This is a genomic window from Syntrophus sp. (in: bacteria), from assembly GCF_040768185.1.
GTDB lineage: Bacteria > Desulfobacterota > Syntrophia > Syntrophales > Syntrophaceae > Syntrophus > Syntrophus buswellii.
Window position 1 is genome coordinate 13,631 of the sequence record NZ_JAXGNC010000003.1, and the last position, 26,213, is coordinate 39,843.

Here is a 26,213-nt window from a genome sequence, read left to right on the forward strand (position 1 = left end):
ATCTTACCATCCCGATTCCCCGTCAACGTCCGCCCGCATGGCGGCATCGTAGGCTCCGCCGCATTGGGGCACATGCCCGCGCCCCCTCTGCCGCGTCGGCCGGCCGTTATCTTCGCCCGGCCACGGGATTACAACTGCTTGTTCACCCGCCGCCGGGATGGGTTTCTCAGTTTGCGGATGACATTGATCTCGATGGGATCGGGAATCTCCTCCTCGCTTTCCCCCTGCTCCAGCTCTTCGTCACCGTAATCCATTCTCTCGCTGATTCCAAAACGCATCCGGAGAACCTTTTCTTCCCGGGGGGTAAGCGTCGACAAGATCTTTCTTGTCTGCTCCGCCAGGTCCATGCTGATTGTTGCTTCCGAAGGCGACATGATCTTCTTGTCCTCGATGAAATCGCCCAGATGGCTGTCCTCCTCTTCCCCGATGGGCGTTTCCAGCGAGATGGGCTCCTTGGCGATTTTCAGAACCTTTCTCACCTTCTCCAGGGGATACTCCATCTTGTTGGCAATCTCGTCGGGACTCGGCTCCCGGCCCAGCTCCTGCACCAGATAACGCGAAGTGCGGATCAGCTTGTTGATGGTCTCAATCATGTGCACGGGAATCCGGATGGTTCGGGCCTGGTCGGCAATCGCCCGGGTGATCGCCTGCCGGATCCACCAGGTTGCATAGGTTGAAAATTTATATCCCCGCTGATATTCGAACTTATCCACGGCCTTCATCAACCCGATATTGCCTTCCTGGATCAGGTCGAGAAACTGCAGGCCACGGTTCGTATATTTCTTCGCGATACTGACCACCAGGCGCAGATTGGCTTCCACCAGCTTCCGCTTGGCCTCCTCGGCCTTTTTTTCGCCGTTCTCGATGTTAAAGAGTATTTTTTTGAAGGCGGTGGTCGAGTAGCCTGTCTCCCTCGAAATATTCTTGAGCTTCCGGTTGGCCTCCCGGATCGCGGAATCCGCGGCTTGCAGCTTATCCAGCGTAATGCCGTACTCTCCGCAGACAGCCTCCTCCGACTCCTTCTTCAGCCTGGCGCAGGCCTTTTCGATCTGCGTGAGCGAAAGGCCTGTTTCATCCTTGCACCTCTGGATGTCCTCCTCTGCCTTTTCCAGGTCGGAAAGGTAGACCTTGATATTGGAAATGAGCTTGTCGATCTGTTTTTTCCCGAACCGGACTTTCCGGCAAAGCCGGGTAATGGCTTTCTTGTTTTTTTCCAGCTGGATTTTTAAGGCCTTTCTATCCTCCTCGCCGATGTCCTTCGCCTTGAGCCTCTGAAGAATGACTTCATTCTTGCCGTCCAGCATGGCGACCTTATCGAGCAGTCTTACAACACGCTCCCGCTGGGTATCCTCCTCGACATAACCGTCTTCATCCTCGAGATTATCAATGACATTCTTGATGCGGATCTCATCCGTTTTCAGCTTTTTCCCGATATCAACGACGTCCTTTACGGAGGCCTTGACGCCGAAGACGGCCCCCATGGCCTCGGAAGCGCCCTCTTCAATGATCTTGGCAATCTCCACCTCACCCTCACGGCTCAGCAGGGACACGTAGCCCATCTCGCGCAGATACATCTTCACCGGGTCGCCCGTTTTGCCCACGACGGACATCATATCGACGAGTTCGCCTTCCTTTGCTGTGGTCTCGTGCTCTTCGACGGGGCTCTTCACCAGGATCTTTTCGCCCTTGTCCGTATCGATGATATCGATGTTCTTTTCTCCAAACAGCATGATGATATCGTCGATCTGATCGGAAGACGTGATGTCGGACGGCAAAAGGTCGTTTACATCGTCATACGTCAGGAATCCCTTTTCCTCGCCCAGCGAGATCAACTTTTTAAAGTCTTCTGATTGTATATCTTTTCCCATAACGGTCACTCCATGAATTCGGTGAATGATCAGGACAAAAAGCCGGGGAAGGCCTACAAATCCTTTTCTTCCCTCATTAATCGCTCTTTTTCCATTAAAAGTTTTCGGCCAAGATCTGAATCTCCGGAGGATTGAGCAGCCGACAGACGCTCCGTCAGGCTTTTATGCCGCTCCTTGTACCAGCGCCTCTTCACCTGCCGGATCATGTCAGAGGAGAGAGGCCCCAGGCTCTCCTTCGAAAAAGGGCTTTCCTGGATCAGCAATTTCACCAATGCCTCCGAACGTTCGGAAGGCTCCTGCCCCTGGAGAAAGGAAAGGGCGCTTTCGGGAGCCGGGTTTGCCTCCCCGGATACGTAGCGGCCCCAAGCCTCTCCGATGGACTTCAGTTCGCGATCCAGAAAATAGTTCATCGCATTTGCCTCAACGACGGAAGGAACAACCGTCGGACATTCCATCATGAGATGAATGAGATTGACTTCCGGTCCGGCCGCTCTTTTTTCCGGCCGCCGGGACGGTGGGGCTTCCCTGCTTCGTTTTGGAGAAAGCCGCCCGTACACTTCTTTTTTCAGGATGTCCTGATCGATGCCCAGCTTCTCCGACACCCGCTTGATAAAGAGATTCCGGTCGATGACATCCTCGATCCCGGTTATGAACGCAGCCGCCCGGACGGCGGCTTCTCCCCGCTCCTCGAAGGTCGCACCTCCCCCAATGACGGTGTCGATATAATAATCAACGATCGAGGGGGCCTCTTCCACTCTCCGTTCCAGAGCCTCTCCGCCGAAGCGGCGTACAAAATCGTCGGGGTCCAGCCCTTCAGGGAGAATGACGGCCCTCGCATCCATGTGCGCCGCAACGAACAGCTCCACGCTTCTCGCCAGCGCCTTCTTTCCCGCCTCGTCTGAATCGAAGAGAACGGCAGCCCGCTCGGCATAACGCTTGATCAAGACGACATGGTCCCTGGTCAGGGCCGTGCCCAGCGTCGCCACGACATTCCTGATTCCCGCATCCCAGAGAGCGATCAGATCAAAATATCCTTCAACGAAGATTCCATACCCCTTCTCTCGGATCGCGTCTTTCGACGAATTCAATCCGTAAAGCTGCCTTCCTTTGCTGTAAGCAGCCGATTCCGGCGAATTCAAGTACTTCGGCTCGCCGTCCCCCAGAATTCTGCCTCCAAAGGCGATGATCCTTCCTTCCACGTCCTTGACGGGAAACATCAGCCGGTGACGAAAGCGATCGTACTGAACGTCCGGCCGGTCTTCCTTGACCACGATGAGGCCGGCTTCGGCGGCCATTTTTAACGAAACCTTCTGCTGTTCGAGATGGCTCTTCAAATGCCGCCAGCCATCGGAAGCATATCCCAGGCCAAATTCCTTTATGGTGGACTCTTTCAGCCCCCGTTCCTTCAAATAGCTCAGCACAGCCTTCCCGCCGGGGGATAACAGGTTGGCTGTAAAATAGGCTGCTGCAATGTGATTGATTTGGATGATCTGCTCTCTGGCATTGGGTGAATGTTTTCCCCCTCGAAGAAAAGGAGAAGCAGGAAGAGCAACCCCCGCCCTGTCCGCCAGCAGCTTCAAGGCCTCTGGAAAGGTCGCGTTGTTCAGGCGCATCAAAAAGGCGAAAATATCCCCTTTTTCTCCGCAGCCGAAACAATAGAACATCTGTTTTTCACGATTCACCGTGAAAGACGGGGTCTTTTCGTTGTGAAAAGGGCACAGCCCCAGAAAATTCCTCCCGGCTTTTTTCAGGGAGACATACTCCGATATCAGTTCGACGATATCCAGCCTGCTTTTGATTTCCGCTACCTTGTCCCCGGGCTGAACTCCTTTCACTTCGCCACTCCGTCACGGCCGCATCATCACGAACCGGAAAGCCTCGCCTTCAACCGTTCGTTGACCGCCTTGCCGTCCGCCTTTCCCGTCACCTTGGGCATCAGGACTTTCATAACCTTCCCCATATCCTTGATGCTGGCCGCCTGGACCTCCTGGATGGCCTTTTCAATCTCGGCATCCAGTTCCTCTTCGGAGAGCTGTTGGGGCATGAACGCCTGTATCATCTCCAATTCCAGGGACTCCTTCTGAACTAAATCGTCCCTTCCACCGAGTTTGAATTGTTCGATGGAATCCCTTCTCTGCTTGGCCATGGATGAGAGCAGCTGCAGGACTTCCGCTTCGTTCAGCTCCCTGTGCAAGTCTATTTCCCTGTTGTGCAGGGCGGCCTTCATGAGACGCAGCGTCGAAAGACGCGCCTTGTCCTGCTGCTTCGCCGCCTTTATCAACTCTGTTTCCACGATTTCCTTGAAGCTCATTGTTTCTCCCTTTTTCCGTTCTTTGTTCCGCCATTCCGGGATTTGCCCCTTACTACAGGATGAGGATTCATCAAAAGCAAAACAACACACAAGGGCGGACTTGCGTGCTGGGGATTAAACGAGGAGTCTCTCTTTGAAAGAATAAGGATCTATGGCTGCACCTCTGCGGATTTCAAAATCACCATGTCATGAAAGAGCCTTACCTTACACATCAGGAAGCGGCCAATCCGCGGAGCAGACAGCCGCGCAGGAATGCATCTGAGAATCAATATCGTAACTAAATTTAATTACTTCTGAAGACTTGTCAACGTCTTTATTTATCCAACTTCATCCCTCAGTTTGCGCCCCCCCAGCACGTGCATATGGAGATGGAAAATGACCTGGCCGCCCTCCGCGTTGCAGTTGATGACGACTCGGAACCCCTTTTCATCAATGGATTTGAGCTTGGCGACTTTCTGGGCCGCGGCCATCAACTTCATGAGATCCGTCATGGAATCGGAGGAGACATCCATCAACGTGGAGATGTGGCGCTTGGGAATCACAATGACGTGCACCGGTGCCATGGGGTGAATGTCATCAAAGGCCAGTACGGAATCATCCTCATAAACCCTGGAGCAGGGAATCTCACCCCCAATGATCTTGCAGAACAGGCAGTCTTCCGACATGTTGCGCTCTCCTTCTTTGATAAAACATTCCGGCAGATTTCAGGTTTTCGGTCTCTTCCTTTCCTGCCTTCCTCCCCTTCCGCCCGCTTCAGAGCCAGGGGGGGCAAGCCGGACAGATGGAGGCGATGCAGGTTCATTTCGGGCGCGGCCCGGAAAATGGACGGGGCTGCCAGAGGAAGGAACACGTTGTTCGCACCCCGGGCTTCAGACCCGCTTCGTCAGGCGGATCGCCTCTTCAAGGGAAATGGCGCCTGAATAGAGGGCCTTGCCGACAATAACGCCCGAAATGCCCGCCTCTTCCAGGGGAAGGAGCTTTTTGATGTCTTCGAGGGTCGCGACTCCACCGGAGGCGATCACCGGAATTTCAATCTCTTCGGCCAGGCTTTTCGTAGCATCCACGTTTACCCCGGTCTGCATCCCGTCCCTGCTGATATCGGTATAGACCACGGCGGCCACGCCGCGGTTTTCGTAGGACTTTGCCAGCTCCGAAGCCGTCATTTCGCTCTGCTCCGTCCAGCCCTCGACGGCAACCTTCCCGTTGGCCGCATCGATGCCGAGGATGATGCGCCCCGGAAACATTTCACAGGCTTTATACACAAGCAGACGATCCTTGAGGGCGGCCGTTCCCAGAATCACCCACTGCACCCCCATATCCAGGTAGCTCTTTGCGGTCGCCAGGTCCCGGATTCCGCCGCCGATTTCCACGGGGAGGGAGACCTCCCTGACAATTTGACGGATGATCCCGGCATTGACCGGTGCGCCGGCAACCGATCCGTCGAGATCCACTAGGTGCAGGCGCTCAGCGCCTTTCTCGCGCCACAACCGCGCCATCTCGGCAGGGTGGTCGGAGTATACCGTGACGCGGTTAAAGTCTCCCTGAAGGAGCCGTACGCATTTTCCATCCTTCAGATCTATTGCAGGAATAATAACCACTTCGAAAAACCCTCTCAGAAATTGACGGATTTGACACGACCGGGCCTTGACGCCCTTCGGGGAAATCTTAAACCGGGCCCGCCGGAACGCCGATTTGGAGGCAGACGCCGCTAGTTCGCACCTGGAAAGGTCTCAATCATTCCCGCCGCACCTTCGTCCGTAAGCTCCCTGGCTGTCAGCCAGCGGCCCCGCTCCTTGTAAAAGGCAAAAAGCTGGAAGATGTTTTCCATCAGCGACGTCTGAGTTTTGTCAAACTTGCCCCTCCAGATCAGTGAGCCGTCGCGGACATCGATGAGATGCAGGGCAAAGGCGACCGAGGCGGCCTGGTCCGTCCCGTAAGCGTAACCTTTACGCTCCCGGAAACGATAGACATGGCCATACAGGATCGCATCCGCGCCCAGCTCCCGCCCGACCTTGCCCAGGGAGCCCTTCAGGGAATCCTTCAGGAAATCCGAGGAAATCCGCTGGTATACCCCCTGGGTTCGTTCAGGCGGAACGATTTCGAATTTTCCCGTCTTCTCGAGCCGCGACAGGACAACTTCCTCCACAACCCTTTCGGCCTGAGGCTCGACACTGCCGAGAGTCACAACGGCGCCGCAAACCTCGCAACGCACCGTATTGTCCACGGCTTCATCCGAATCGAGCTTCTGGATGGGGAAAACGGCGATGCGGTGAACGTTGATCGGCTTATCCAACGCATAGGTTTTCGTTGAAAGATTGTGCGGAGCGCAACCGATGAGAAATACAGACAAGATGACAGCAACCAGGAGGCAGGCAGCCGCAGGCCTCCTGGCTTTCAATAGGATGAACAAAGTCCCCATTTCCTCTCCCCGTGACGGCATAAATGTTAACTTACAAGCAGCCTTTTGTGGATAGCACACCGGAAATCCTGCTGTCGGTGGTTACGGCCATGCTCAATGCACGGGCAAAGGCCTTGAAGATGGCTTCTGTAATGTGATGGTTATTTTCACCATAAAATACATTGATATGCAAGGTGATTCCACTATGATCTGAAAAGGACTTGAAAAATTCCTTGATCAGCTGAAGGTCGAACCCTCCGGCCCTTGCACCGGGAGAAAATTCGACGCGGTACACCAGGTAAGGCCTTCCTGAAACATCCACGGTCACGGAGCACAAGGTCTCGTCCATGGGTACGGTCGCCGTTCCATATCGGGTCATGCCGGTTTTGTCACCGACGGCATCCTTCAATGCCTGCCCCAGGCAGATGCCCATGTCTTCCACAAGGTGGTGGTCATCGATCTCGGTATCCCCCCGGCCCTTGATCGTCAGATCAAAAAGTCCATGCCGGGCGAAGAGGGTCAGCATATGATCGAAGAATGGGACCGAGGTGTCTATGGCGGCCCGGCCGCTGCCGTCGAGATTGATTTCCACAGAGATGTCGGTCTCCGAGGTGCTTCGTTGAACCCTAGCCTGTCTTGCTGTCATTGCTCCCGTCAACACTCCTTTCCCGATCTTGCCCGTTCGTCTCCGGCCTTTCCGTTCCCCCTGCCCTCAAATGACCTTGTGCAGGGGATACTCGATGATCCCTTCGGCCCCGCCCTCCTGGAGCAGGGGGATCAGGTCCCTGACGGACTTCGCATCAAGGATCGTTTCAACCGCAAGCCAGTCGGTGGAATACAGGTTGGAAATCGTCGGAGCCCTCAGTGAGGGGAGCAGCTGAATCACCCGATCCAGGTTCTGCCTGGGCACGTTCATTTTGATTCCCACCTTGCCCATGGCCTGGAGGGAACCGTTCAGCAGCGTCCGGATCTGTTCGATCTTCTGACGCTTCCAGGGATCATCCCAGGCCGCCTCGTTGGCGATTAAAACCGTGTTGGTCCGCATCAGTTCATGGATGATTTTCAGGTTGTTTGCTCGAATCGTGCTCCCCGTCTCGGTGACTTCCACGACGGCATCCACCAGGCCTTCAACGACCTTGGCCTCCGTCGCCCCCCAGGAAAACTCGACGTGAACACGGATGTTTCTCTCCTTGAAGTACCGCTCCGTAAAGCTGCGCAGCTCCGTTGCGATGCGCTTTCCTTCGAGATCCTCTATCCTGGTGATCGGAGAGTCCTCCCGGACAACGAGGACCCACCGGGCCTGCTTGGCCGATGTCTTTGAGTAGACTAGGTCCTGTATCTCCACGACATTCGAGCCGTTTTCGATGATCCAGTCCTTTCCCGTCAACCCCATGTCCAGCGTGCCGTCTTCCACGTACCGGGACATTTCCTGGGCCCTGACCAGGGTGCAGGAAAGCTCCTCGTCGTCGACATCGGGGAAGTAGCTTCGACTGTCATAGGTGATGTGCCACCCGGCCCTTCCAAAAAGATCGACGGTTTTCGTTTCAAGGCTCCCCTTGGGTATCCCCAGCTTCAACTTATTATTCATTTATAGACGTCCTCCGGATCCACCAGTCTTTCGCCGACAATTTCGACGCCCCCGGCGGTGATCTTCCTGTAGAAACAGGACCGGTAGCCCGTATGACAGGCCGCGCCGGCCTGCTCGACCTTCAGAAGAACCGTATCCTCATCGCAGTCGATCCGAATCTCCCTGACCGTCTGAAAATGACCCGATGTCTCACCCTTGATCCAGAGGCTGTTCCTGGAGCGGCTCCAATAGGATGCTTTTCCGGTCTCCAGAGTTTTAAGCCAGGCTTCACGATTCATGTACGCAAGCATCAGCACTTCGCCGGTGTCGTAATCCTGGACGATTGCAGGTATCAATCCGTTTCCTTTTTCAAAATTCGGTTCCAACATCCTGTTTCTCCTCGCTGAATATCACCCTACACAAACGCGTTTTTAATAAAACGCATCTATTATCAAAGCAGGAAATGCTAATTTAAAAACCCCTGATGATCAAGCTTTTTTTCCATTTTCCCCCTGATTTCTCTTGACTTTCATTTTAGAGCAACCTATCTCAGAACAGATGATGCGATACAGCACTCAGAGGCTCCAATGTCCGCTGAAAACATTTGCTTTGAATTCTCGGGGCCGTTTTATTTATAATGAGTCATCACATTATGTAAGGGAGGTAAACGGCGATGTCACTATTGACCGGCGGCGCAATTTCGACGTTTCTTGGGTTGCTTGGGCTGATCTTCTGGTGGTCTGATTTCGTGGCGCTCTTGAAAGGGGCCGTCCCCATATTCCTGATCCTGGGGGGTGTCCTGGCCGTCTATATCGGTTTCGATGACATCCAGGACAAATTGAACCGCGAGCGGCAGAAGCAGGATGAAGAGCTGGCAAGGGCGCGGGATGAAATCGAGGCCGTAAAGGCCCAGACCAACCTGTATCGTGAAGAGCTGGACAGGTTGAGGGAAGGGGCTTCGAAGACATCCGCCGGGGAGTGACTCTCTTCTGAAAACACTCAGCTGCCATGACCTGTCCTGTCGACGAAAGACATTCTTTTTCCTTACCGCCTTCTGAAATATGCACTATTTTTTTAATCCTCAGAGCATTGCCGTCTTCGGTGCAACCCCCAAAACCTTCAAGGGGGGATATGCCATTCTCAGGAATCTGATTTCGACGTTCCAGGGACGGATTTATCCCGTCAACCCCCAGCATGCAAGCATTGAAGGCATTCCCTGCTTTCCCGCTCTGGCGGACATCGAGGGACCCGTCGACCTGGTGATCCTCTTCATCGCGGCCAGGATGGTTCCCGAAGCGCTGGAGCAATGCGCCGCCAAAGGCGTCCGGGGGATTATGATCGAATCGGGCGGATTTGCGGAGACGGATGACGAGGGAAGAGCCCTTCAGCGGGCGATCTCGGAATTTGTCAGACGAACGGGAATCCGGGTTTGGGGACCGAACTGCATGGGGCTCGTGGACGGCATCAGGGGGCACATCTTCTCTTTCACGGACCCGAAGGTCCTTCCTTCCTGCCTCCTCCCCGGACCGGTGTCCCTGATTGTCCAGAGCGGCATGCTCTCCGCGGGGTTTGTCGTCGACATCTTGAGCCATGGGATCACCGGCTTCAGCAAGATCTGCTCGATCGGCAACAAGGCGGACATCCACGAAAGCGACGTCCTTGCCCATCTCCTCGAAGATCCCGACACCCGTTCCGTCGGCCTCTATCTCGAATCCTTCATTGACGGCAGACGCTTTCTGGATCTTTGCCGGAACAGCGACAAACCCGTGGTCGTCCTGAAGGGGGGAAAGAGCGAAACGGGGGCGCAGGCCGCCATCAGCCACACCGCCAGCCTGGCAGGCAATTACCGGGTTGCCGCCGGCGCGCTCGCCCATGCCGGAGTTTACGAGGCGCAGGACTTCAAGCAGCTTGTCGATTTCTGCCGGACGCTTGCCCTCCACCCCCCCCGGCGCAGCCGATCCCGGGGACGGATCGCCGTGATCACCTTCAGCGGCGCTTCGGGCATCGTGTCCTCCGATTTCATGGAAGAGCAGGGTCTTAGCGTTGCCGAGCTTTCGGAGGCAACGAAAATCCGCCTGGGCCGCCTTTTTCCCCAGTGGATGCCCGTGGCCGATCCCGTGGACATCTGGCCGGCTATCGAACAGCACAGCGGAACGGATCTCGACATCTACAGCCTCGCCCTGGAAGCGGTTCTTGACGACCCGGGTGTGGATGCCGTCCTCGTCCATTCCTTTTCGGGATACACGCGAATCCGGCTGAACCTGGAGGAAATGTCCAGGCAGAGCCGCGCTTCCGGAAAACCCGTGCTGCTGTGGCTGCTGGGCAGGCATGAAGAGGTCTTTCAGGCCAGGAAAAGAGCCCGCGACCTGGGGCTCCTGGTCTTTCAGGAGTTGCACCGGGCCGTGGAGTGCCTGTCCATTCTCTTTCAGCCCTCGGGAAAGCTTCCGCGGTTCGAGGGGGCTCAGCCCGTCCCGGCGCCAAGTTCAACGGGGCTTTCAGCGGATCTTTCCCGCGTCCTGGAAGATGCGGAGGGTCCCCAGGATGAGTGGACGTCCAAAAGGATTCTTCAAGCCTTCGGTATTCCATCCGTGGAAGAGGCCGTGATTGAGGATTTTTCCCGATTCGAGGGGGTGGCGGCCCGGATGGGTTTTCCCCTGGTAATGAAGGGACTGCAGCCTGGGGTTGTCCACAAGACGGAGCACGGGCTGATCGTACTGAACATCCGGAATCCGCAGGAGGCAGGAGAAAGCTTTGAGCGGCTCATGGAGAGGATGAACGGTAACGGTTCGGTATTGCTCCAGAAGCAGGTGCAGGGGGGTGTGGAGCTGATCCTGGGCGCCATCCGTGACCCCCAGTTCGGCCCCTGCGTCATGATCGGCGTTGGCGGAGTCCTGGCCCATCTCGTCGCCGACACCGTTTTCGCGCCCGCCCCGCTGGGCCGGGAGGAAGCGCTAGACGCCATCGGCCGGCTGCGGACCCCCCAGATTTTAGACGGCTTCCGCGGATCTGAACCTGTCGACCGGAACGTGATCGCCGCTCTTCTGGTCAACCTGGGCAACGTGATGATAGGCTGTCCCCGCATCCGGGAAATTGACATCAACCCCGTCCTTGCGACTGGAAACAGCGCTGTTGCCGTGGATGCGACGGTCGTTTTAGGCGGCCCCATTTCAAGGACAGATCACCGGTAAGGAGAAAAAGGAGTGAAAGGTCCAAAAAAGGAAGTAGAGATTGCGAGCGACCCGGCTCTTGAAGAGGGAATCAGAAAAAGCGCCGAAGGCGGCGAGCTGAGCTGCGCGGCGGCCATGCAGATCTCCGCGCAGTTCGGAGAGACTCACGGGAATCTGGGACAGAGGCTCGACGCAATGAAAATCCGCCTTGTTAAATGTCAGCTTGGGCTTTACGGCTACAAGCCCGAGAAGAAGATTGTCCAACCTGCGGCGGAAGTATCGGCGGAGTTGGAAGAGGAGATTCGAAACGCCATGAAGGGAAATTCCCTGCCCTGCATAGAGGCTTGGGCCATCGCCAAGAGAAGAAGAATCCCCAAGATGGCCGTTTCCTCGGCCTGCGAAACCCTGAAGATCAAGATCAGCCCCTGCCAGCTCGGAGCCTTTTAGGGGGTCCGGCGGCCATAATTCTCCAGGTACCGGGTGGCCACGGCAATCATGACCCGGGCGTTCTCCCGGGCATGGGCCACAATCTGCTCGACCGTCAAAGGCTCTTCCGCCAGACCGTTTCCGTAATTGTCCACAGAGCAGAGCGCCCCATAGGCCAGGCCGAATTCCTGCGCCGTTACGGCTTCACTCGCCAGGGTCATGCCGACCAGGTCGGCAAACTGCGCGATCATGCGGATCTCGGCGCGCGTTTCCAGCCGGGGTCCCGGCATCTGGAAGTAAACCCCGTGGTCCACCGCATTCACCCCGCTTTGTTGGGCGGCTTCGAGGAGACGCCACCTCACTCCCGGATCGAGCCGCGGGGTCATATGGGCGTAGCGGTCCCGGAACATACTGGGAATGCCGGCCAGGAAAATGAAATCCTCGGGAATCATGATCGTTCCCGGCTTCCATTTTCGATGGAGGGAACCGGCCGAGTTGATGGCGACGATCTCCTTCACCCCCAGTTCGGCAAGGGCTTTCATATTGGCCCGATGATTGATCCGGTGCGGCAGGACGTATCGTTCGGGGTCTGCCCCATGCCGCGAAATAAAAGCGACTTCGTCGGAGCGCATCACCTCCGCAGGGCCGTATTCCGTCTCAATGAGCGCCTCCCGGAGATTTCCGAAAAGCTCGCCGCCCCGCGGGATGACCGTCCCGGAAAGAATTCCCAAAGGCCGCATCCGTCTCCTCATCCCCCTTTCCCTGCAATCACTGCCCCCTATAACAGATCGCCTTCCTCCTGTCAAAAGCGCCGGATCTTTTCCCCGGCTCCGCCCTGAAAATGCCATTGACATCCCTCGGGAGGATATGACATAGATACAGGAAATTTAAATCTGACAGGGAGGGTCTCTCCATGAGTACGCAGGAACCAGTGGTACATGTCTCCGATGCGAATTTCGAGGCGGAAATCATCAAATCAGATAAACCGGCCCTGGTTGATTTCTGGGCAACCTGGTGCGGGCCCTGCCGGGCCATCGGTCCCCTGGTGGAAGAACTTGCCGAAGCCTACAAGGACAAGGTGAAGATATCAAAGCTCAACGTGGACGAAAACCCGAAAACCGCCGCAGATTTCGGGGTGCGCAGCATCCCGACGCTGATGCTTTTCAAGGAAGGCAAGGTGATGGACACCCTGGTCGGGGTCGTTTCGCGGGAACGGCTGGAAGAATTCATCAATCAGAGCCTCTAATGGCCCGGCGCAAGACCATAAAGCCCATGACTCACAGAACCCCTTACCTTCGCTTCCTGATCGCTGTCCTTTCCTGGATCCTGATCCTCTCTCTTTCGACAGGCTGTCAGTTGTTCAGGAAGTCGGACATGACCCGGGGGACCCCCGAGGGCCTTTACAAGAAAGGATATACCGACTACCAGAACGGCCGGTACAAAAAGGCTATTCAATCCTTTGAACGGCTCCGGGACGAGCATCCCATGAGCGAACTGGCCATTCTGGCCAAGCTGGGAATCGGAGACGCCCATTACAGCGACAAGTCCTATGCGGAAGCGGAAGCCGCCTACGGCGACTTCATTTACCTTCATCCCACGAACGAGAACATCCCCTATGTGATGTACCAGATAGGGATGTGCCATTACGAGCAGATTCTGTCCATTGACCGCGACCAGACCGAAGCCCGGAGAGCGGCCAAGGAATTCGAAAAGCTTCTGCTGCGCTTCCCGGACAGCAAATTCTCCCTGATGGCGGAAAAAATGCTCAGGGAATGCCGCATCAGGCTCGCTGAACATGAGTTTTACGTGGGGGAATTCTATTTCAAGCAGAAGAATTATCCGTCGGCGCTTATGCGCTTCGAAACCATAACCCGGGAATATGCGGGCCTGGGCCTGGATTACAAAACGTCCGTCTACATTGAGGAAACAAAAAAGCTGATGGAGCTCGAAGAGTCCAAAAAGAAGAAAGCCGATAAGAAATAAGGATTCTCCGATCGTTCATCCAGCGGCCTCGCCGCGGGGGAATGGCCCCCCGCCTATTGAGCGGGGCCTTCTCCAGCCTTCCTCATTTTCAGAAGAATTTCGTGGGCGCACGCCTCCGGAGAGCCGGCAGTATTCACGGACAGGTGCTCGCCAGGGGCAAGTTCGTTGATGGGGTCGAAATCGCTTTTCTGCGCCATATAAATCTCCCACCTGCCATCCGACGCCTCACCCGCCTCCGTCAAACGCCTGTTCAGACGCTCCTCGAGGATTTCCTCCGGGCACAGGCATTCAACCACGAAGAAATCGGCGTGCAACCCTTCGGCAAGCGACTTCGCCTTCAACCGCTCACCGCGCCTTTTATAGGAGGCGTCGATGATGACGGGCCTGCCATCCCTGAGAATTTCCTCCGCCCGGCTCAAGGCTGCCTCGTAGGTGCGCCGCGTAACTTCCTCCGAATAGATCCCCTGCCCGAACTCCGAAAAATGATGATCCTCAGCCGGGATGTTGAGAAGCTCCTTGCGGAGGGCATCCATCTGCAGGATCTCCGCCCCCAGCGGGGCCGCCAGGTTACGGGCCAGAACGCTCTTTCCCGTCCCCATCAGGCCGGCCAGCAGGATCAGCGCCGGCCTCTCCAAACGGCCGGCACAGGCGTAGGCCAGTTCAAAGTACCGTCCCGCCGCCGCTCTGGCCCCCTCCCGCTCTTCCCGACCGACGGCCGCGTCCTGGCTTTTGAAGCCGACGACCTTCCCCCGGACATAGGCATAATAGCACTTGTAGAAATTGAGGAGCCGGCGGATCTCCTCGTCCCCCGAAAGCGAGATGTAGGCTTCGACAAAGGCCTTCCCGTATTCCGGGTAGCCGTTGAAATCAAGGTCCATGGCCAGGAAAGCCACTTCCGCGGCCACATCCTCGTAGCGGAACCGCTCATTGAACTCGATGCAGTCAAAAATGACGATTTCAGGATCGAGAAGACAGATGTGTTCGAGATGCAGATCGCCGTGGCAATCCCGGATCCGGTGGTTCTCCACCCGCCGCCGGAGCAGCCCTTCGCGTCTTTCGAGAAAATCGAGGGCCCGGGATTGGATGAAAGAGTACTGATAGGCGGGAATCGTTACGCCGATGAAGCTTCGCGTCTGTTCGAAATTTTCCTCGATATTCCTTCGAATCGTCTCCGGTCCGCCCACTTCGTCGATCGTTCCGCCTGTTTCCGCCCGGCGGTGAAAATCCTCGACTTTTCCGGCGACCCTCTCCATCGCGGCAGGCGGCAGGTCTCCCCGGGCCAGCAGCCTCTTGAGCATGCGCTCCTCCGGAATTTTTTTCATGACGACGGCATAGTCCACGACCTTCCCGGAATCGCCGAACGCCAGCCGCCCATCCGGTTTCTCGACGATCTCGACGACGTTCAGGTAGACCTCCGGGGCCAGCCTCCTGTTCAGCCTCAATTCTTCCCCGCAGTAGAATCGCCGCTTTTCGAGGGTCGTGAAATCCAGGAATCCAAAGTCCACGGCCTTCTTGATTTTATAAACAAGATCTCCGGCGATGAAGATGAAAGAAATGTGCGTCTGCAGCAGTTCAACCCGCTCCGGGCTGCCGGGATAGAACTCCGGCCGGCTCATGGCGGCAACCAGTTGAGGATGCGTTTTCTCCATTTTTTCCCCTCTGTGGATTTCCCCCGTGATGGGCGGGAATTCGATTCGCTTTTTGTCCCGAAGGCTGCCTCATCCTTTAATCAATCCGCCCAGGTTAATCAAGATGAAACTGAGAATCGCCATGGGGCGGCTGATCAGGGTTCCTCCCGCCTGTGGTGATCGCCGGCGGAGGGCTTTTCGGACGGACTCCCGGAAAGAACATTTCCCTTGCCTTTTCCCACCGGCGCCCATAAAAAGGTGAGGTCACCGGCTGGAGGCATCACCCGGCTGCGACGGCAAACCCAAGGCCTGCCGGAGCCGTCCGGGTTCTTTCCTGCCGGTTTCTGCTGGAACATCATCTTAACGTCAACTTTGACGTCCCGGAGGGAAGGTTTTATGGACAGGCAGCTAGAACGTATCGCCCGGTGGATCGTCGAGGCGAAGACGGTCGTCATCTTCACAGGGGCGGGGCTCAGCACGGAGTCGGGAATCCCCGATTTCCGCAGTCCCGGAGGCGTCTGGGACAAGTACAATCCGGAAGACTTCTATTTTGATAATTTTATCGCCTCGGAAATCTCCCGCTGGAAATACTGGCAGATGTCCACGGAAATGTACGAGCCGATGAAAAAAGCGCAGCCCAATGCCGCCCACATCGCCATTGCCGAGCTGGAAAAAATGGGAAGGCTGGATTGCGTCATTACCCAGAACATCGATAATCTCCATGTGCGGGCGGGAAGCTCGCCGGAGAAGGTCATCGAACTTCACGGCACGGCCATGTCCGTCTCCTGCCTCGACTGCCGGAAAAAATTCGACCGGGAGGAGGTGCAGAAGAAACTGAAGGAGGAAATGAAGGTACCCTACTGCGACAGCTGCGGCGGCCCTCTGAAGCCCGACACGATCTCCTTCGGCCAGGCCATGCCGGCCAGAGAAACCCAGGAGGCTTACAGCCGCTCCGCCGCCAGCGACCTGTTCATCGTGATCGGGTCTTCCCTCGTCGTTCAGCCTGCCGCATCCATGCCGGTGACCGCCAAGAGGAGCGGCGCACGGCTCGTCATCATCAACCGAGACCCGACCCCCTGCGACAGCAGGGCCGACATCGTCATCCATGACCTGGCCGGTCCCGCGATGACGGCCCTGCTGAACGGCGTAAAAAGGATCGCCCAGGGCTAAAGATCTTCTTGAACGGCGGGAGCGTGCGGTTCCGCCGCCTTCATACCGAACTGCAACTTTCCAAAAAGACGGGACACGGCTCGATGGCGCCGGGCACGTTTTCCGTCCTACGTCCGATCCAGCGCCCTCCGGATTGCCGTTCCGATCTGTTCCAGGCTGTAGGGCTTTCTGACGTACTCGCCCGCCCCAAGCTCCTGAGCCATTCTGACCCGCTCGGTCGCCGCAAAGCCGCTTACGATGATGGTCTTCTGATCGGGTCGAATTTCCCGGATTCTTCTCAGCGTCTCCAGGCCGTCGATCCCGGGGTCCATGATCATATCCAGCAGGATCAAGTCGACGTGACGGTTCTGTATATAGGCGACGGCCTCTTCTCCGCTCGATGCCGTGGCAGTTTCATAATTCAGATTGTCGAGCAGATTTTCGGCAAGCTCCCTCTGAAATTCCATGTCGTCGACAATAAGAATCGACTCTCCCCGCCCCATGCACAACGCGTCATCCCTTTTCTTCCGTTCCCGGATCATTTCCTCGCGGGAAACGGGAAAATAGAGGGTGAACGTGCTCCCTATCCCCTCATCGCTCTTCACCTCGACGTAGCCGTGATGATCCTTCACGGTTCCCCACACAATGGCCAATCCCAGCCCCGTCCCGCTTCTTCCCATGATCTTCTTTGTATAGAAGGGCTCAAAGATCTTTCCCACATCCTTTGCCGGGATTCCGCTGCCCGTGTCGGAAATGGAGAGGATAACGTAATTTCCCTCCTGAACATCGTCGTATCCGCTGATTGCGTAGTCCACGTAGCGGTTCTCCGTCCGGATCGTCACGGTGCCCGGTCCGGCAATAGCCTCCATGGCATTGGAGACGAGATTCATGACCGTCCTGGCGAGGTGGATCGACGACCCCCGGATGCTGTAGAGATCTTCCGCGAGGGCACATTTGACGAGAACCTCTCCATGGAGGGACCTCAACTTCTCGCACTCGAGGGAAGCCAGATAGTCGGAAATCAGTTTGTTGAGGTTGACCGCTTCCGAGACGGACACTCCCCGTCTTGCCAGGATCAGGAGATCCTGAATGATCGCCGAACCCTTTTCGCTGGATTGCAGAATGTGCCGCGCATTTCCCGTCAGGGAGCTGCCTTCGGGCAGCTTCGCCAGCAGCAGCTCTGCGTGACCGACCAGAACCGCCAGGACGTTGTTGAGGTCATGGGCCACTCCGCCGGCAAGCGTCCCCAGGGCCTCCATCGTTTCCGCCCGATGGAGGCGGGCCTCAATTTTTTTATACTCCGTCATATCGCGGACGCACTCTATGGCGGCGATTGTTCTCCCCCGCGAATCGCGCAGCGCCGCTGCCGTGGTGGAAAGATACCTTTCCCCTGAAGGCAGATTTGCAGCCAGGCCCTCTGCCCGCAGGATGTCTTTTCGCCCCTGGACGCCAGGATGATCCTTCTCGATGTCCCCGCTGTCGCCCGGCTCCAGGACGAAATCGACAAGAATGGGGGTTCTCCGGCCGCAGAACGGGATGGCATATTCATAATTTCCCCTGCCCAGCATGTCTTCCGCCCTGATACCGGTCAGGGCTTCCATGGCACGGTTCCAGGCGGTGACCTTCCCGTCCTGATCAACGACCATCGTGGCGTCGGGGAAAAATTCTATAATGTCCGCCTGTTCCCTCTGGGACTCCCGCAATGTTTCTTCTGCCCGCTTGAGTTCCGTTATATCCAGAAGCGAGGCAATCGTCTTGCTGGTGCCGGGAATCGAATCGAAACAGAGGACGACGTATTTGATGGCTCCATGACGATCAACAAACCGGAATTCGTCCCGCCTCCGGTCGGGGCTTTCATCCCCTTCGCGCCGACCCCGCCTGCTCAACAGCCCTTCCAGATCCTCTTGAGCGACAAATTCCGTCCAGCGCTTCTTTCCTTCAATCTCCTCTCTGCAATAGCCGGATAATTTTTCATATTCCGTGTTGACGAGGGAAATGGTTTTGTCCTTCTCCAGAACGACGGTGGCCGTTCCCGTATTCTCGAAGATTGCCCGATAAAGCTCTTCGGACTGCTTCAGGGCTTCCTCCGCCATCTTCCGCTCGGTAATGTCCATTCCAAAGGAAATCGTCCCCGTTATCTCCCCCTGTTCAACGAGCACGCTGTTACGCCAGGCGATGTAACGCTCCTCACCGGATCTGGTGAGAATGGAATTATCGAATTTCCTGGGAACCCTGTCGTTCAGAAGCCCGGAAAACTCCCTGCAGATCTGCTCATAACCGGCCTGCGGCACCATCACCTTGCACCAGTTTTTGCCCTTCAACTCGTCCATGGTGTACCCGGTGATCTCTTCCGCCGCCGGGTTGAACATCCTCAGGTTGCCCTGGGTATCCAGACCCACGACCAGGATATTGGCGGTCTGAATCAGTTCCTTGGCAAAGTCCCTGGCTGCCTTCAGCTCCTCTTCAAGCCGCTTGAGCTCCCTGCCCGATTGATCCAGCTCATCCGTTTTCAGGCGCATTTCCGCCAATTCGGCCATGAGCTGCTCCCTGGTCTTATCCTCATCTTTCATCATGAAAACATCTCTCCGGAGGAACCTGTAAACACCTGTTGACGCTTCCTGAAGATACGCGTTCCGCCCCTGATCGTCCCCGGCCCGCACCGGATCAGCGGAAGGGACGCCCCCCCCGGGCGCCGCCGATGCTTCCTGGACCGGGAAAATGGAATTTCAAGATTCATTCCCTTTTCTCCCTTTCGCGCCATCTATCTGAAGGGATGGCCGGCCGTCGGACCTCCCGTTCATCAGAAAATCCCCATCCAGTGGATGCTCTCGAAAGCCTTGACTGCGTTCGTGCCTTATAATAGATTGCCGGAAAAGCGCTGGCTTGTCCCTCCATAATGAATGAATTTTTAAAGGAGATGGTTTGAAATGGCTGAGGTTGGGGAAGTGGTCATCCGGGAGTTGGAGGAAAAGGATTTGAAGGCCATCATCGAAATTGACCGGAAGCTGCTGGGTCAGAGCAGACCGGAGTACTGGCAGCTGAAGGTCGAGCTGTCAGAGCAGGCATCCCCCCTGGCTTCACTGGTTGCGGACAACGGAGGCCGGGTCGTGGGGTTTGTCCTGGGCAATGCCAGCGGATGGGAATTTGGAATCCCTGATACGGTAGGCTGGATCGACACGCTCGGTGTAGACCCGGCTTATCATCACCAGGGAATCGGTCGGCTTCTTCTTTTCGAAATGATCGGAAACATGAAAAAAGTCGGCGTGGAAAAGATCTATACCCTGGTGAGCTGGCGATCCGGAAACCTGCTCGAGTTCTTTGACAAGCTGGGCTTTCAGCGGGGGGACATGATCAACCTGGAACTGGACATACGAGGGAGGTCCATGTGAACGATCCGCATCTGGAGCGCCGCTTTACGAACCTGGTCGAGATTCTTCGCCGCCTCCGCTCCCCCGGGGGATGCCTCTGGGACCGGCAGCAGAAGAAAGAGGATATCGGCCGGTATCTCCTGGACGAATCCTACGAAGTGCTCGATGCCGTCGCTGGCGGTTCGCCGGAGGAATTGAAGGAAGAGCTGGGGGACCTGCTCTTTCAGATCCTTTTCCTGGCGCAGCTCGCTGAAGAGGCCGGCGAATTCGGAATCGGCGAGGTCCTGGATGACATCGGCGCCAAGATGATCCGCCGCCATCCACACGTGTTCGGGAACCGGGAGGTGAACAGCGTCGCCGATATCCGGGCCAACTGGGAAGAGATCAAAAGGAATACCGAGAAAAAGTACGAGAAGCATGCGAGCCTCCTGGATAAAGTCCCCCGCTCTCTGCCCGCTCTGATGCGCGCCCAGAAGGTGTCCGCACTGGCCTCGAAGTGCGGATTCGATTGGCCGAACGCCGAGGAGGTGCTCGCCAAAATTGAGGAGGAATTCTCAGAACTGAAAGCGGCGATTATCGCAGGGGACCACAGGAACATCGAGGAGGAAACGGGAGACGTCCTCTTTTCGCTGGTGAATCTCTGCCGCTTTTTTTCCATGGATGCCGAGCAGAGCCTATCGAAGACGATCCTCAAATTTCGAACGCGATTTGGCTATATTGAGGAACAACTGAAAAAGCAGGGGAAATCCCCCGAGGAGGCCACCCTGGAAGAGATGGACCATTTGTGGAACAAAGCCAAGTTTGAATTAGAGGAATAGGCCCCTTATGAAATTCTTTCTCTGTGTCCTGGGAATGGTCTTCATTGTCGAAGGCCTCCCTTATGTCGCCTTTCCCGGAAAGCTCAAAGCCTACCTGTCCAGACTTATCACCCTTCCGGACTCGACCCTGCAGTTCCTGGGGCTGATTGCCATGCTCTTCGGCGTTCTTCTGGTTTACTTTGGAAGAAGCTGAAACAAGATCATTGACTTTCCCTGTGAATTTGGATTATCAGGACCGCAGCATCGGCGGCGGAGCCCGAAAACGGGAGGGAAGCCGCCCCTGCACATCAGGAGTAAGGACAGGGGCCGTCACGAGATGAAGCTGAAAGACTTCCATTACGATCTCCCGCAATCCAGGATTGCGCAGCATCCATGCGCCCAGCGGGATCACGCCCGCATGATGGTTCTTGACCGCCGGGAAGCGCGTCTTCAGCATCGTCATTTCTTCGATTTCCCCGAATTTCTGCAGGAGGGCGACTGCCTCGTCATCAACGACTCCAAGGTGATTCCGGCCCGTCTCATCGGAACAAAGGAGACGGGAAGCCGCATCGAGGTTCTTCTCCTTTCCCGCCGCCCCGATCCGCGCCGCCCGTCGGAAGACGTGACGGCGGCCTCGCCCCCGGCTGAACCAGGCGCCGAAGAAACATGGGAGGTGCTTCTCAAGCCGGGCAAGCGGGTTTCCATCGGAACGAAAATTTTTTTCGGGGATTCGAACTGGGCCTCGGTCAGAGAGAGGGTCAGCGAAAAGAAGTGGCGGGTGGCCTTCTTCACGGCCCTGCCCTTTGATCTGTTTCTCCAGCAGTTCGGCAAGGCTCCCCTGCCCCCCTACATCAAGCGGAAACGGGAGGATGGACCGGCGCCGCAGGACCGTGAGCGCTATCAGACCATTTATGCCCGCCATCCAGGTTCCGTCGCCGCGCCGACGGCGGGGTTCCACTTTTCGGAAACGCAGTTTCGGGCCCTGCAGGACCTTGGAGTTGCCATTGCCCCCGTGACCCTTCACGTCGGGTTCGGCACCTTTACCCCCATAGAAGCGGAGAACGTGGAGGACCACGTCATGGAGAAGGAATCGTTCTCTCTTTCCCCGGAATCGGCGGATCGGATCAATTCCGCCCGTCGGGTCATCGCCGTCGGAACGACCTCCACCAGGGTCCTGGAATCCGCGTCGGACGGTCATGGCCGCGTCCGGCCGATGGCCTCCTCTTCCAGCCTCTTCATCTATCCGGGATACCGCTTCAGGCGCGTGGATGCCCTGCTGACGAACTTTCATCTTCCCCAGTCGTCCCTGTTCCTCCTCGTGTGCGCCTTTGCCGGAAGGGATCTGATCTTCAAGGCCTATGCCGAGGCCGTGCAGGAGGAATACCGCTTCTACAGTTACGGCGACTGCATGCTGATTCTCTGAGCGGCCCGCTTCCCCGGAAGGATGGTTTGGATGACCTTATGCCCCCGATAAAACAACATTTCAAGGTTCTGGAGACGGATCCGGGATCCGCGGCCCGGTGCGGCCTGCTCTCCACGCCTCACGGCGACGTCCGCACTCCGGCGTTCATGCCGGTGGGAACCCAGGGCACGGTGAAGTCCCTGGCTCCCGACACGGTCAAGGAGCTCGGCGCGGAGATGATCCTCTGCAATACATACCACCTCTACCTGAGGCCGGGGCACGGACTCATCGCCTCCCTGGGCGGGCTGCACTCCTTCATGAACTGGCATGGCCCCATCCTGACCGACAGCGGCGGCTTTCAGGTCTACAGCCTGGGGAAGCTCCGGAAAATCACGCCTGAAGGCGCCATCTTTCAGTCCCATATCGACGGTTCCCGCCACAGGCTCACCCCGGAGCTGGCCGTTGAAATCCAGGAGGCGCTCCATTCCGACATCATGATGTGCCTCGATGAATGTACGCCCTACCCGGCCACCTTCCGGGAGGCGGAGTCCTCCCTTTCCCTGACCCTCTCCTGGGCGGAAAGGAGCCGGAAGGCCAGGGCGGACTCTTCTGACCAGGCCCTCTACGGCATCGTCCAGGGCGGGATGTATTCCGAATTGAGAAAGCGGGCGGTTGAAGCCATTTCGGCCATGAACTTTGACGGCTACGCCCTGGGAGGCCTCAGCGTTGGAGAACCCAAGGCGCAGATGGAGCAGATCGTCCAGGAAACGGCCCCCCTTCTTCCAGCAGACCGGCCGCATTATCTCATGGGCGTGGGGACACCGGAGGACATCGTAAAGGCGGTGGATTGCGGCATTGACCTCTTCGACTGCGTCATGCCCACCCGCTGCGCACGCCATGGATTGTTGTTTACAAATGCGGAAAAGGTTGTTATAAAAAACGCCCGTTATCGGGAAGACAACGGGCCTCTGGACAGTGAATGCGACTGCTACACCTGCCGGAACTTCTCGCGGGCCTACCTGAGGCATTTATATGTGGCGGGAGAAATCCTGGCCATGACCCTGAATACTCTTCACAACATCCGCTATTACATGCGCCTCATGGAGCAGATTCGCAACGCCATAGGATGCGGTCAATACGCGGCTTTTAAAACCCGGTTTCTGGAGAGCCGGCTGAAGGCGTAAGCCTGGAATCCTGACCCGCAAAGATTTCATAACGGAAACAACTTAAAGGAGGACAAAGAATTGACAGACTTAGCTCATGCCATGGGAAACCTGGGAGGAGGGGGGCCGGCAGGTGGAGATGTCTCTTTCCTGATCATGATGGCCGTCATATTCGGCATTTTTTATTTCCTGCTGATCCGACCGCAGCAGAAGAAGCAGAAGGAGCTCAAGGAAATGCTGGCCAACCTGAACCACGGCGACGTCGTGGTGACCTCGGGGGGCATTCACGGAAAAATTGCCGCCATGACCGGCGACGTCATAACCCTTGAAGTGGCCGACAAGGTCCGCATCAAGGTTTCGAGAAGCTTTATTGCGGCCGTCCTTGAAAAATCGGGGGATAAGGCCGGAAAGGAATAGTCGAAAAGGGGAATCCTATGTTCGGAAGTCTGAAAGTTCGAAGTATTTTTGCCCTTGTCGTCATCCTGGTTGCGGTCTTCTATCTGGTTCCCACCATGACGTCGGAGCTCCCGGAATTCTGGGAAAAGAAGCTCCCCAAGGACAAGATTCACCTGGGGCTCGACCTGCAGGGCGGGATGCATCTTGTCCTCGAGGTGGAGGCAGACAAGGCCATTGAAGCAACCCTGGAACGAACGTCCGTCGATCTCAAGGAGGCGCTGATGGACAAACGAATCCGCTTCCGCCGTCTGGAGCGGACCGCCAATCAGACCCTCTCGGTTGAACTGCCGGACAGCGCCTCGCGGATGGCCTTTGAAAAAAGTCTCCGGGAATCCTATCCGGATCTGGAAATCCTATCTGCGGAAACCGTGGAGGGAGTCGAACGGGTGTCCCTGGGCATGAATGAGAAGCGGAAGGAAGAAATCCGCAAACTGGCGATCGAGCAGAGCCTGGAAACCATCCGAAACAGGGTCGACCAGTTCGGCATTACGGAGCCGGAAATCGTCCCCCAGGGAAAGGACCGCATCCTCATCCAGCTCCCGGGGATCAAAGATCCCGCCCGGGCCAAGAGCCTGATCGGCAAAACGGCTCTTCTGGAATTCAAGCTTGTCGACGAGGAGCACAGCCTCGAGGAAGCCCTCAGAGGCAGTGTACCCGAGGGCGACATCATTGCCTACGAGCGGAAGATCGACCCCATGTCCGGAAAGAGTGTGGAAGTTCCCTATCTGCTGAAGGGCAAGGCCATGCTGACCGGCGACGCGCTGGAAAACGCCCAGGTTAAGATCAGCGACCGTTTCGGCGAACCTCATGTCGCCTTGAAGTTCAATGCACGCGGGGCTGCCGATTTCGAGCGGATCACGGGCGAAAATGTCAAAAAGCGCCTGGCCATCGTCCTCGATGGCATCGTCCATTCCGCTCCAGTGATCCAGGAAAAGATTTCCGGGGGGCAGGCGCAGATTACCGGCTCCTTCACCATGGATGAGGCCCGCGACCTTGCCATCGTGCTTCGCGCCGGTGCGCTGCCCGCTCCGGTCAAGATCCTGGAGGAGAGGACCGTGGGGCCATCCCTCGGAAAGGACTCCATTGATATGGGGATCTGGTCGAGCGTCATCGCCGGCATTCTTGTCATCGCCTTCATGATTTTCTACTACAGGCTGTCCGGCATCGTGGCGGATATCGCACTGGTCCTCAATCTCATTCTCCTCATGGGCGCCATGGCCGCCTTCAAGGCAACCTTGACCCTTCCAGGCATCGCCGGCATCGTTCTCACCATCGGAATGGCGGTGGATGCCAACGTGCTGATTTTCGAAAGGACCCGGGAAGAACTCCGGACGGGGAAAACGCCCCGCGCCGCCATTGACGCCGGTTACAACAAGGCTTTCCTGACGATTCTGGACTCCAACGTCACCACGCTGGTGGCCGCCCTCTTCCTCTTCGGCTTCGGAACGGGCCCGATCAAGGGGTTCGCCGTTACCCTGACCATCGGGATCATCGTCAGCATGTTCACCGCGATCGTTGTCACGAGAATCATCTTTGACTACTTCATATGGAACCGCAAGATTTCGTCCATCAGCATATAAAACCGGCAACGGGCATTTGAACCTTCGAGGAGATCTTCATGGAAATCATTAAATCGGAAACCCATTTTAATTTCGTCGCCATGATGAAAATGGCCGCCATAGCCTCCCTGGTCTATATCCTGATCGGAATCGGTTCCATCTTCTGGCATGGAGGCCTGAATTTCGGAATCGATTTTGCGGGAGGGACCTTGATCCAGATCCGGTTCAGCGGAGAGACCTCTGTCGAAAAGCTCCGGCAGGTCTTCAAATCCATCGGCCTGGAAAACAGCATCATCCAGGAGTTCGGACCGCATGAAATGGTGGTGAGAATCCCGGTTACGAATGTGGATCTCAAGGGGCTCTCCGGCCAGGTTGAAAACGCCCTCCAGGGAGCCTACGGCCAGGGTGCCACGGAGATTCGCAGGCTGGAATCCGTGGGGCCGAAAGTCGGCCGGGATCTGACGCGGAAGGCCCTGCTGGCCATCATCTTCTCATGGATCGGCATTCTCGTTTATGTGGGCTTTCGCTTCGAATTCCGTTATGCCCTGGGCGGGATCATCGCCCTCATTCACGATGTCCTGGTTACGATCGGAACCCTTTCCCTGTTGAACAAGGAGTTCGATCTGAACATCGTCGCAGCCATGCTCACGATCATCGGTTATTCCATCAACGACACCATCGTCATTTTTGACCGGATCCGTGAAAATACTCGGAAAAACATGAAGATGCCCCTTATGGACGTGATCAATCTCAGCGTGAATCAGACCCTGAGCCGAACCATTCTGACCTCCTTCACGGTGCTGATCGTCCTGGTGGTCCTGTTCTTCTTCGGCGGTTCAGTCATCCACGACTTTGCCTTCACGCTGCTGGTAGGCTGTCTTGCCGGAGTTTACTCGACTGTTTTTATTGCCAGCCCCATCGTGCTGGCCTTTGAAAGGATCCGGCCCTCCCGGATGAAAGGTAAGAAATAG

26 protein-coding genes are annotated in these 26,213 nt (G+C 56.6%); 14 read left to right on the forward strand and 12 right to left on the reverse strand.

The features are described 5' to 3' along the window. Positions 1 to 128: 128 nt before the first annotated feature. The 9 genes from rpoD to hisI all read right to left on the reverse strand — a co-directional run bounded on the left by rpoD (position 129) and on the right by hisI (position 8,533). Positions 129 to 1,868, reverse strand: a complete 1,740-nt coding sequence (gene rpoD / locus AB3175_RS04415) for an RNA polymerase sigma factor RpoD (protein WP_367359742.1) — start codon at positions 1,866 to 1,868, stop codon at positions 129 to 131. 53 nt (positions 1,869 to 1,921) lie between these two features. Beyond that, entirely contained in the window at positions 1,922 to 3,703 is a 1,782-nt protein-coding gene (gene dnaG, locus AB3175_RS04420) for a DNA primase (protein ID WP_367359743.1), read from the reverse strand. Between the two features lie 26 nt (positions 3,704 to 3,729). Next, positions 3,730 to 4,179 (reverse strand): GatB/YqeY domain-containing protein, encoded by a 450-nt coding sequence (locus tag AB3175_RS04425; protein WP_367359744.1) that lies wholly within the window; start codon positions 4,177 to 4,179, stop codon positions 3,730 to 3,732. A gap of 317 nt (positions 4,180 to 4,496) precedes the next feature. Beyond that, positions 4,497 to 4,844 carry a histidine triad nucleotide-binding protein gene (locus tag AB3175_RS04430; protein ID WP_367359745.1) on the reverse strand — a complete coding sequence of 116 codons (348 nt, stop codon included), beginning with the start codon at positions 4,842 to 4,844 and terminating at the stop codon, positions 4,497 to 4,499. Between the two features lie 204 nt (positions 4,845 to 5,048). Beyond that, positions 5,049 to 5,777, reverse strand: a complete 729-nt coding sequence (gene hisA, locus AB3175_RS04435) for a 1-(5-phosphoribosyl)-5-[(5-phosphoribosylamino)methylideneamino]imidazole-4-carboxamide isomerase (RefSeq protein ID WP_367359746.1) — start codon at positions 5,775 to 5,777, stop codon at positions 5,049 to 5,051. A gap of 110 nt (positions 5,778 to 5,887) precedes the next feature. Continuing rightward, positions 5,888 to 6,598: a hypothetical protein gene (locus AB3175_RS04440; RefSeq protein ID WP_367359747.1), complete on the reverse strand. Its 711-nt coding sequence runs from the start codon at positions 6,596 to 6,598 to the stop codon at positions 5,888 to 5,890. A gap of 31 nt (positions 6,599 to 6,629) precedes the next feature. Beyond that, positions 6,630 to 7,223 carry an imidazoleglycerol-phosphate dehydratase HisB gene (gene hisB, locus AB3175_RS04445; RefSeq protein WP_367359748.1) on the reverse strand — a complete coding sequence of 198 codons (594 nt, stop codon included), beginning with the start codon at positions 7,221 to 7,223 and terminating at the stop codon, positions 6,630 to 6,632. Between the two features lie 66 nt (positions 7,224 to 7,289). Continuing rightward, positions 7,290 to 8,165, reverse strand: a complete 876-nt coding sequence (gene hisG / locus AB3175_RS04450; protein WP_367359749.1) for an ATP phosphoribosyltransferase — start codon at positions 8,163 to 8,165, stop codon at positions 7,290 to 7,292. Continuing rightward, positions 8,162 to 8,533: a phosphoribosyl-AMP cyclohydrolase gene (gene hisI, locus AB3175_RS04455; protein WP_367359750.1), complete on the reverse strand. Its 372-nt coding sequence runs from the start codon at positions 8,531 to 8,533 to the stop codon at positions 8,162 to 8,164. Before hisI ends, hisG begins: the two co-directional genes overlap by 4 nt. 284 nt (positions 8,534 to 8,817) lie before the next feature. Between hisI and AB3175_RS04460 the strand changes: the two genes are divergently transcribed. From AB3175_RS04460 to AB3175_RS04470, 3 genes are all read left to right on the forward strand, one after another. After that, the gene (locus tag AB3175_RS04460) at positions 8,818 to 9,126 is read left to right on the forward strand and encodes a hypothetical protein (protein WP_367359751.1); all 309 of its coding nucleotides are present in this window, start codon (positions 8,818 to 8,820) and stop codon (positions 9,124 to 9,126) included. A gap of 79 nt (positions 9,127 to 9,205) precedes the next feature. Continuing rightward, positions 9,206 to 11,332 (forward strand): acetate--CoA ligase family protein, encoded by a 2,127-nt coding sequence (locus AB3175_RS04465; RefSeq protein WP_367359752.1) that lies wholly within the window; start codon positions 9,206 to 9,208, stop codon positions 11,330 to 11,332. A 12-nt stretch (positions 11,333 to 11,344) separates the two neighbouring features. Further along, entirely contained in the window at positions 11,345 to 11,758 is a 414-nt protein-coding gene (locus AB3175_RS04470) for a hypothetical protein (protein ID WP_367359753.1), read from the forward strand. Here the strand turns inward: AB3175_RS04470 and AB3175_RS04475 are convergent. Then, positions 11,755 to 12,468 (reverse strand): MTAP family purine nucleoside phosphorylase, encoded by a 714-nt coding sequence (locus tag AB3175_RS04475; RefSeq protein WP_367359754.1) that lies wholly within the window; start codon positions 12,466 to 12,468, stop codon positions 11,755 to 11,757. The genes AB3175_RS04470 and AB3175_RS04475 overlap by 4 nt on opposite strands. 182 nt (positions 12,469 to 12,650) lie before the next feature. Between AB3175_RS04475 and trxA the strand changes: the two genes are divergently transcribed. Then, positions 12,651 to 12,983 (forward strand): thioredoxin, encoded by a 333-nt coding sequence (gene trxA / locus AB3175_RS04480; protein ID WP_367359755.1) that lies wholly within the window; start codon positions 12,651 to 12,653, stop codon positions 12,981 to 12,983. Beyond that, complete coding sequence (locus AB3175_RS04485) at positions 12,983 to 13,720, forward strand: outer membrane protein assembly factor BamD (RefSeq protein ID WP_367359756.1); 738 nt, start codon at positions 12,983 to 12,985, stop codon at positions 13,718 to 13,720. Before trxA ends, AB3175_RS04485 begins: the two co-directional genes overlap by 1 nt. Positions 13,721 to 13,773: 53 nt before the next feature. Here AB3175_RS04485 and AB3175_RS04490 read toward each other — a convergent pair whose 3' ends face one another. After that, on the reverse strand, positions 13,774 to 15,369 hold the full coding sequence (locus tag AB3175_RS04490) for an AAA family ATPase (RefSeq protein ID WP_367359757.1): 1,596 nt from the start codon (positions 15,367 to 15,369) through the stop codon (positions 13,774 to 13,776). A gap of 375 nt (positions 15,370 to 15,744) precedes the next feature. Between AB3175_RS04490 and AB3175_RS04495 the strand changes: the two genes are divergently transcribed. After that, entirely contained in the window at positions 15,745 to 16,518 is a 774-nt protein-coding gene (locus tag AB3175_RS04495; protein ID WP_367359758.1) for an NAD-dependent deacetylase, read from the forward strand. 107 nt (positions 16,519 to 16,625) lie between these two features. On the opposite strand, the gene AB3175_RS04500 is transcribed toward AB3175_RS04495, so the two are convergent. After that, positions 16,626 to 19,070 (reverse strand): PAS domain S-box protein, encoded by a 2,445-nt coding sequence (locus tag AB3175_RS04500; protein WP_367359759.1) that lies wholly within the window; start codon positions 19,068 to 19,070, stop codon positions 16,626 to 16,628. 354 nt (positions 19,071 to 19,424) lie between these two features. On the opposite strand from AB3175_RS04500, the gene AB3175_RS04505 reads away from it, so the two are divergent. The 8 genes from AB3175_RS04505 to secF all read left to right on the forward strand — a co-directional run bounded on the left by AB3175_RS04505 (position 19,425) and on the right by secF (position 26,213). After that, positions 19,425 to 19,886: a GNAT family N-acetyltransferase gene (locus AB3175_RS04505; RefSeq protein ID WP_367359760.1), complete on the forward strand. Its 462-nt coding sequence runs from the start codon at positions 19,425 to 19,427 to the stop codon at positions 19,884 to 19,886. After that, positions 19,883 to 20,683 (forward strand): nucleoside triphosphate pyrophosphohydrolase, encoded by an 801-nt coding sequence (mazG, locus tag AB3175_RS04510; protein ID WP_367359761.1) that lies wholly within the window; start codon positions 19,883 to 19,885, stop codon positions 20,681 to 20,683. Before AB3175_RS04505 ends, mazG begins: the two co-directional genes overlap by 4 nt. A gap of 7 nt (positions 20,684 to 20,690) precedes the next feature. Beyond that, positions 20,691 to 20,876 (forward strand): DUF2065 domain-containing protein, encoded by a 186-nt coding sequence (locus AB3175_RS04515; RefSeq protein WP_367359762.1) that lies wholly within the window; start codon positions 20,691 to 20,693, stop codon positions 20,874 to 20,876. A 123-nt stretch (positions 20,877 to 20,999) separates the two neighbouring features. Continuing rightward, on the forward strand, positions 21,000 to 22,085 hold the full coding sequence (gene queA / locus AB3175_RS04520; protein WP_367359763.1) for a tRNA preQ1(34) S-adenosylmethionine ribosyltransferase-isomerase QueA: 1,086 nt from the start codon (positions 21,000 to 21,002) through the stop codon (positions 22,083 to 22,085). Between the two features lie 38 nt (positions 22,086 to 22,123). Beyond that, positions 22,124 to 23,248: a tRNA guanosine(34) transglycosylase Tgt gene (gene tgt / locus AB3175_RS04525; protein WP_367359764.1), complete on the forward strand. Its 1,125-nt coding sequence runs from the start codon at positions 22,124 to 22,126 to the stop codon at positions 23,246 to 23,248. Positions 23,249 to 23,308: 60 nt separating this feature from the next. Beyond that, positions 23,309 to 23,644: a preprotein translocase subunit YajC gene (gene yajC, locus AB3175_RS04530; RefSeq protein ID WP_367359765.1), complete on the forward strand. Its 336-nt coding sequence runs from the start codon at positions 23,309 to 23,311 to the stop codon at positions 23,642 to 23,644. 17 nt (positions 23,645 to 23,661) lie between these two features. Next, positions 23,662 to 25,263, forward strand: coding sequence for a protein translocase subunit SecD (gene secD, locus AB3175_RS04535; RefSeq protein WP_367359766.1), 1,602 nt, complete (start codon positions 23,662 to 23,664; stop codon positions 25,261 to 25,263). A 38-nt stretch (positions 25,264 to 25,301) separates the two neighbouring features. Next, positions 25,302 to 26,213 carry a protein translocase subunit SecF gene (gene secF / locus AB3175_RS04540; protein WP_367359767.1) on the forward strand — a complete coding sequence of 304 codons (912 nt, stop codon included), beginning with the start codon at positions 25,302 to 25,304 and terminating at the stop codon, positions 26,211 to 26,213.

Excerpts from the sequence above, each read along its gene's own strand:
- secF (WP_367359767.1), top strand. The coding sequence starts at position 25,302 with ATGGAAATCATTAAATCGGAAACCCATTTTAATTTCGTCGCCATGATG.
- hisI (WP_367359750.1), bottom strand. The coding sequence starts at position 8,533 with ATGTTGGAACCGAATTTTGAAAAAGGAAACGGATTGATACCTGCAATC.
- AB3175_RS04495 (WP_367359758.1), top strand. The coding sequence starts at position 15,745 with ATGGACAGGCAGCTAGAACGTATCGCCCGGTGGATCGTCGAGGCGAAG.
- AB3175_RS04490 (WP_367359757.1), bottom strand. The coding sequence starts at position 15,369 with ATGGAGAAAACGCATCCTCAACTGGTTGCCGCCATGAGCCGGCCGGAG.
- AB3175_RS04465 (WP_367359752.1), top strand. The coding sequence starts at position 9,206 with ATGCACTATTTTTTTAATCCTCAGAGCATTGCCGTCTTCGGTGCAACC.
- hisG (WP_367359749.1), bottom strand. The coding sequence starts at position 8,165 with ATGAATAATAAGTTGAAGCTGGGGATACCCAAGGGGAGCCTTGAAACG.
- hisB (WP_367359748.1), bottom strand. The coding sequence starts at position 7,223 with ATGACAGCAAGACAGGCTAGGGTTCAACGAAGCACCTCGGAGACCGAC.
- tgt (WP_367359764.1), top strand. The coding sequence starts at position 22,124 with ATGCCCCCGATAAAACAACATTTCAAGGTTCTGGAGACGGATCCGGGA.
- AB3175_RS04500 (WP_367359759.1), bottom strand. The coding sequence starts at position 19,070 with ATGATGAAAGATGAGGATAAGACCAGGGAGCAGCTCATGGCCGAATTG.
- AB3175_RS04440 (WP_367359747.1), bottom strand. The coding sequence starts at position 6,598 with ATGGGGACTTTGTTCATCCTATTGAAAGCCAGGAGGCCTGCGGCTGCC.
- secD (WP_367359766.1), top strand. The coding sequence starts at position 23,662 with ATGTTCGGAAGTCTGAAAGTTCGAAGTATTTTTGCCCTTGTCGTCATC.
- AB3175_RS04515 (WP_367359762.1), top strand. The coding sequence starts at position 20,691 with ATGAAATTCTTTCTCTGTGTCCTGGGAATGGTCTTCATTGTCGAAGGC.
- AB3175_RS04460 (WP_367359751.1), top strand. The coding sequence starts at position 8,818 with ATGTCACTATTGACCGGCGGCGCAATTTCGACGTTTCTTGGGTTGCTT.
- AB3175_RS04505 (WP_367359760.1), top strand. The coding sequence starts at position 19,425 with ATGGCTGAGGTTGGGGAAGTGGTCATCCGGGAGTTGGAGGAAAAGGAT.
- rpoD (WP_367359742.1), bottom strand. The coding sequence starts at position 1,868 with ATGGGAAAAGATATACAATCAGAAGACTTTAAAAAGTTGATCTCGCTG.
- AB3175_RS04485 (WP_367359756.1), top strand. The coding sequence starts at position 12,983 with ATGGCCCGGCGCAAGACCATAAAGCCCATGACTCACAGAACCCCTTAC.
- AB3175_RS04430 (WP_367359745.1), bottom strand. The coding sequence starts at position 4,844 with ATGTCGGAAGACTGCCTGTTCTGCAAGATCATTGGGGGTGAGATTCCC.
- AB3175_RS04425 (WP_367359744.1), bottom strand. The coding sequence starts at position 4,179 with ATGAGCTTCAAGGAAATCGTGGAAACAGAGTTGATAAAGGCGGCGAAG.
- queA (WP_367359763.1), top strand. The coding sequence starts at position 21,000 with ATGAAGCTGAAAGACTTCCATTACGATCTCCCGCAATCCAGGATTGCG.
- trxA (WP_367359755.1), top strand. The coding sequence starts at position 12,651 with ATGAGTACGCAGGAACCAGTGGTACATGTCTCCGATGCGAATTTCGAG.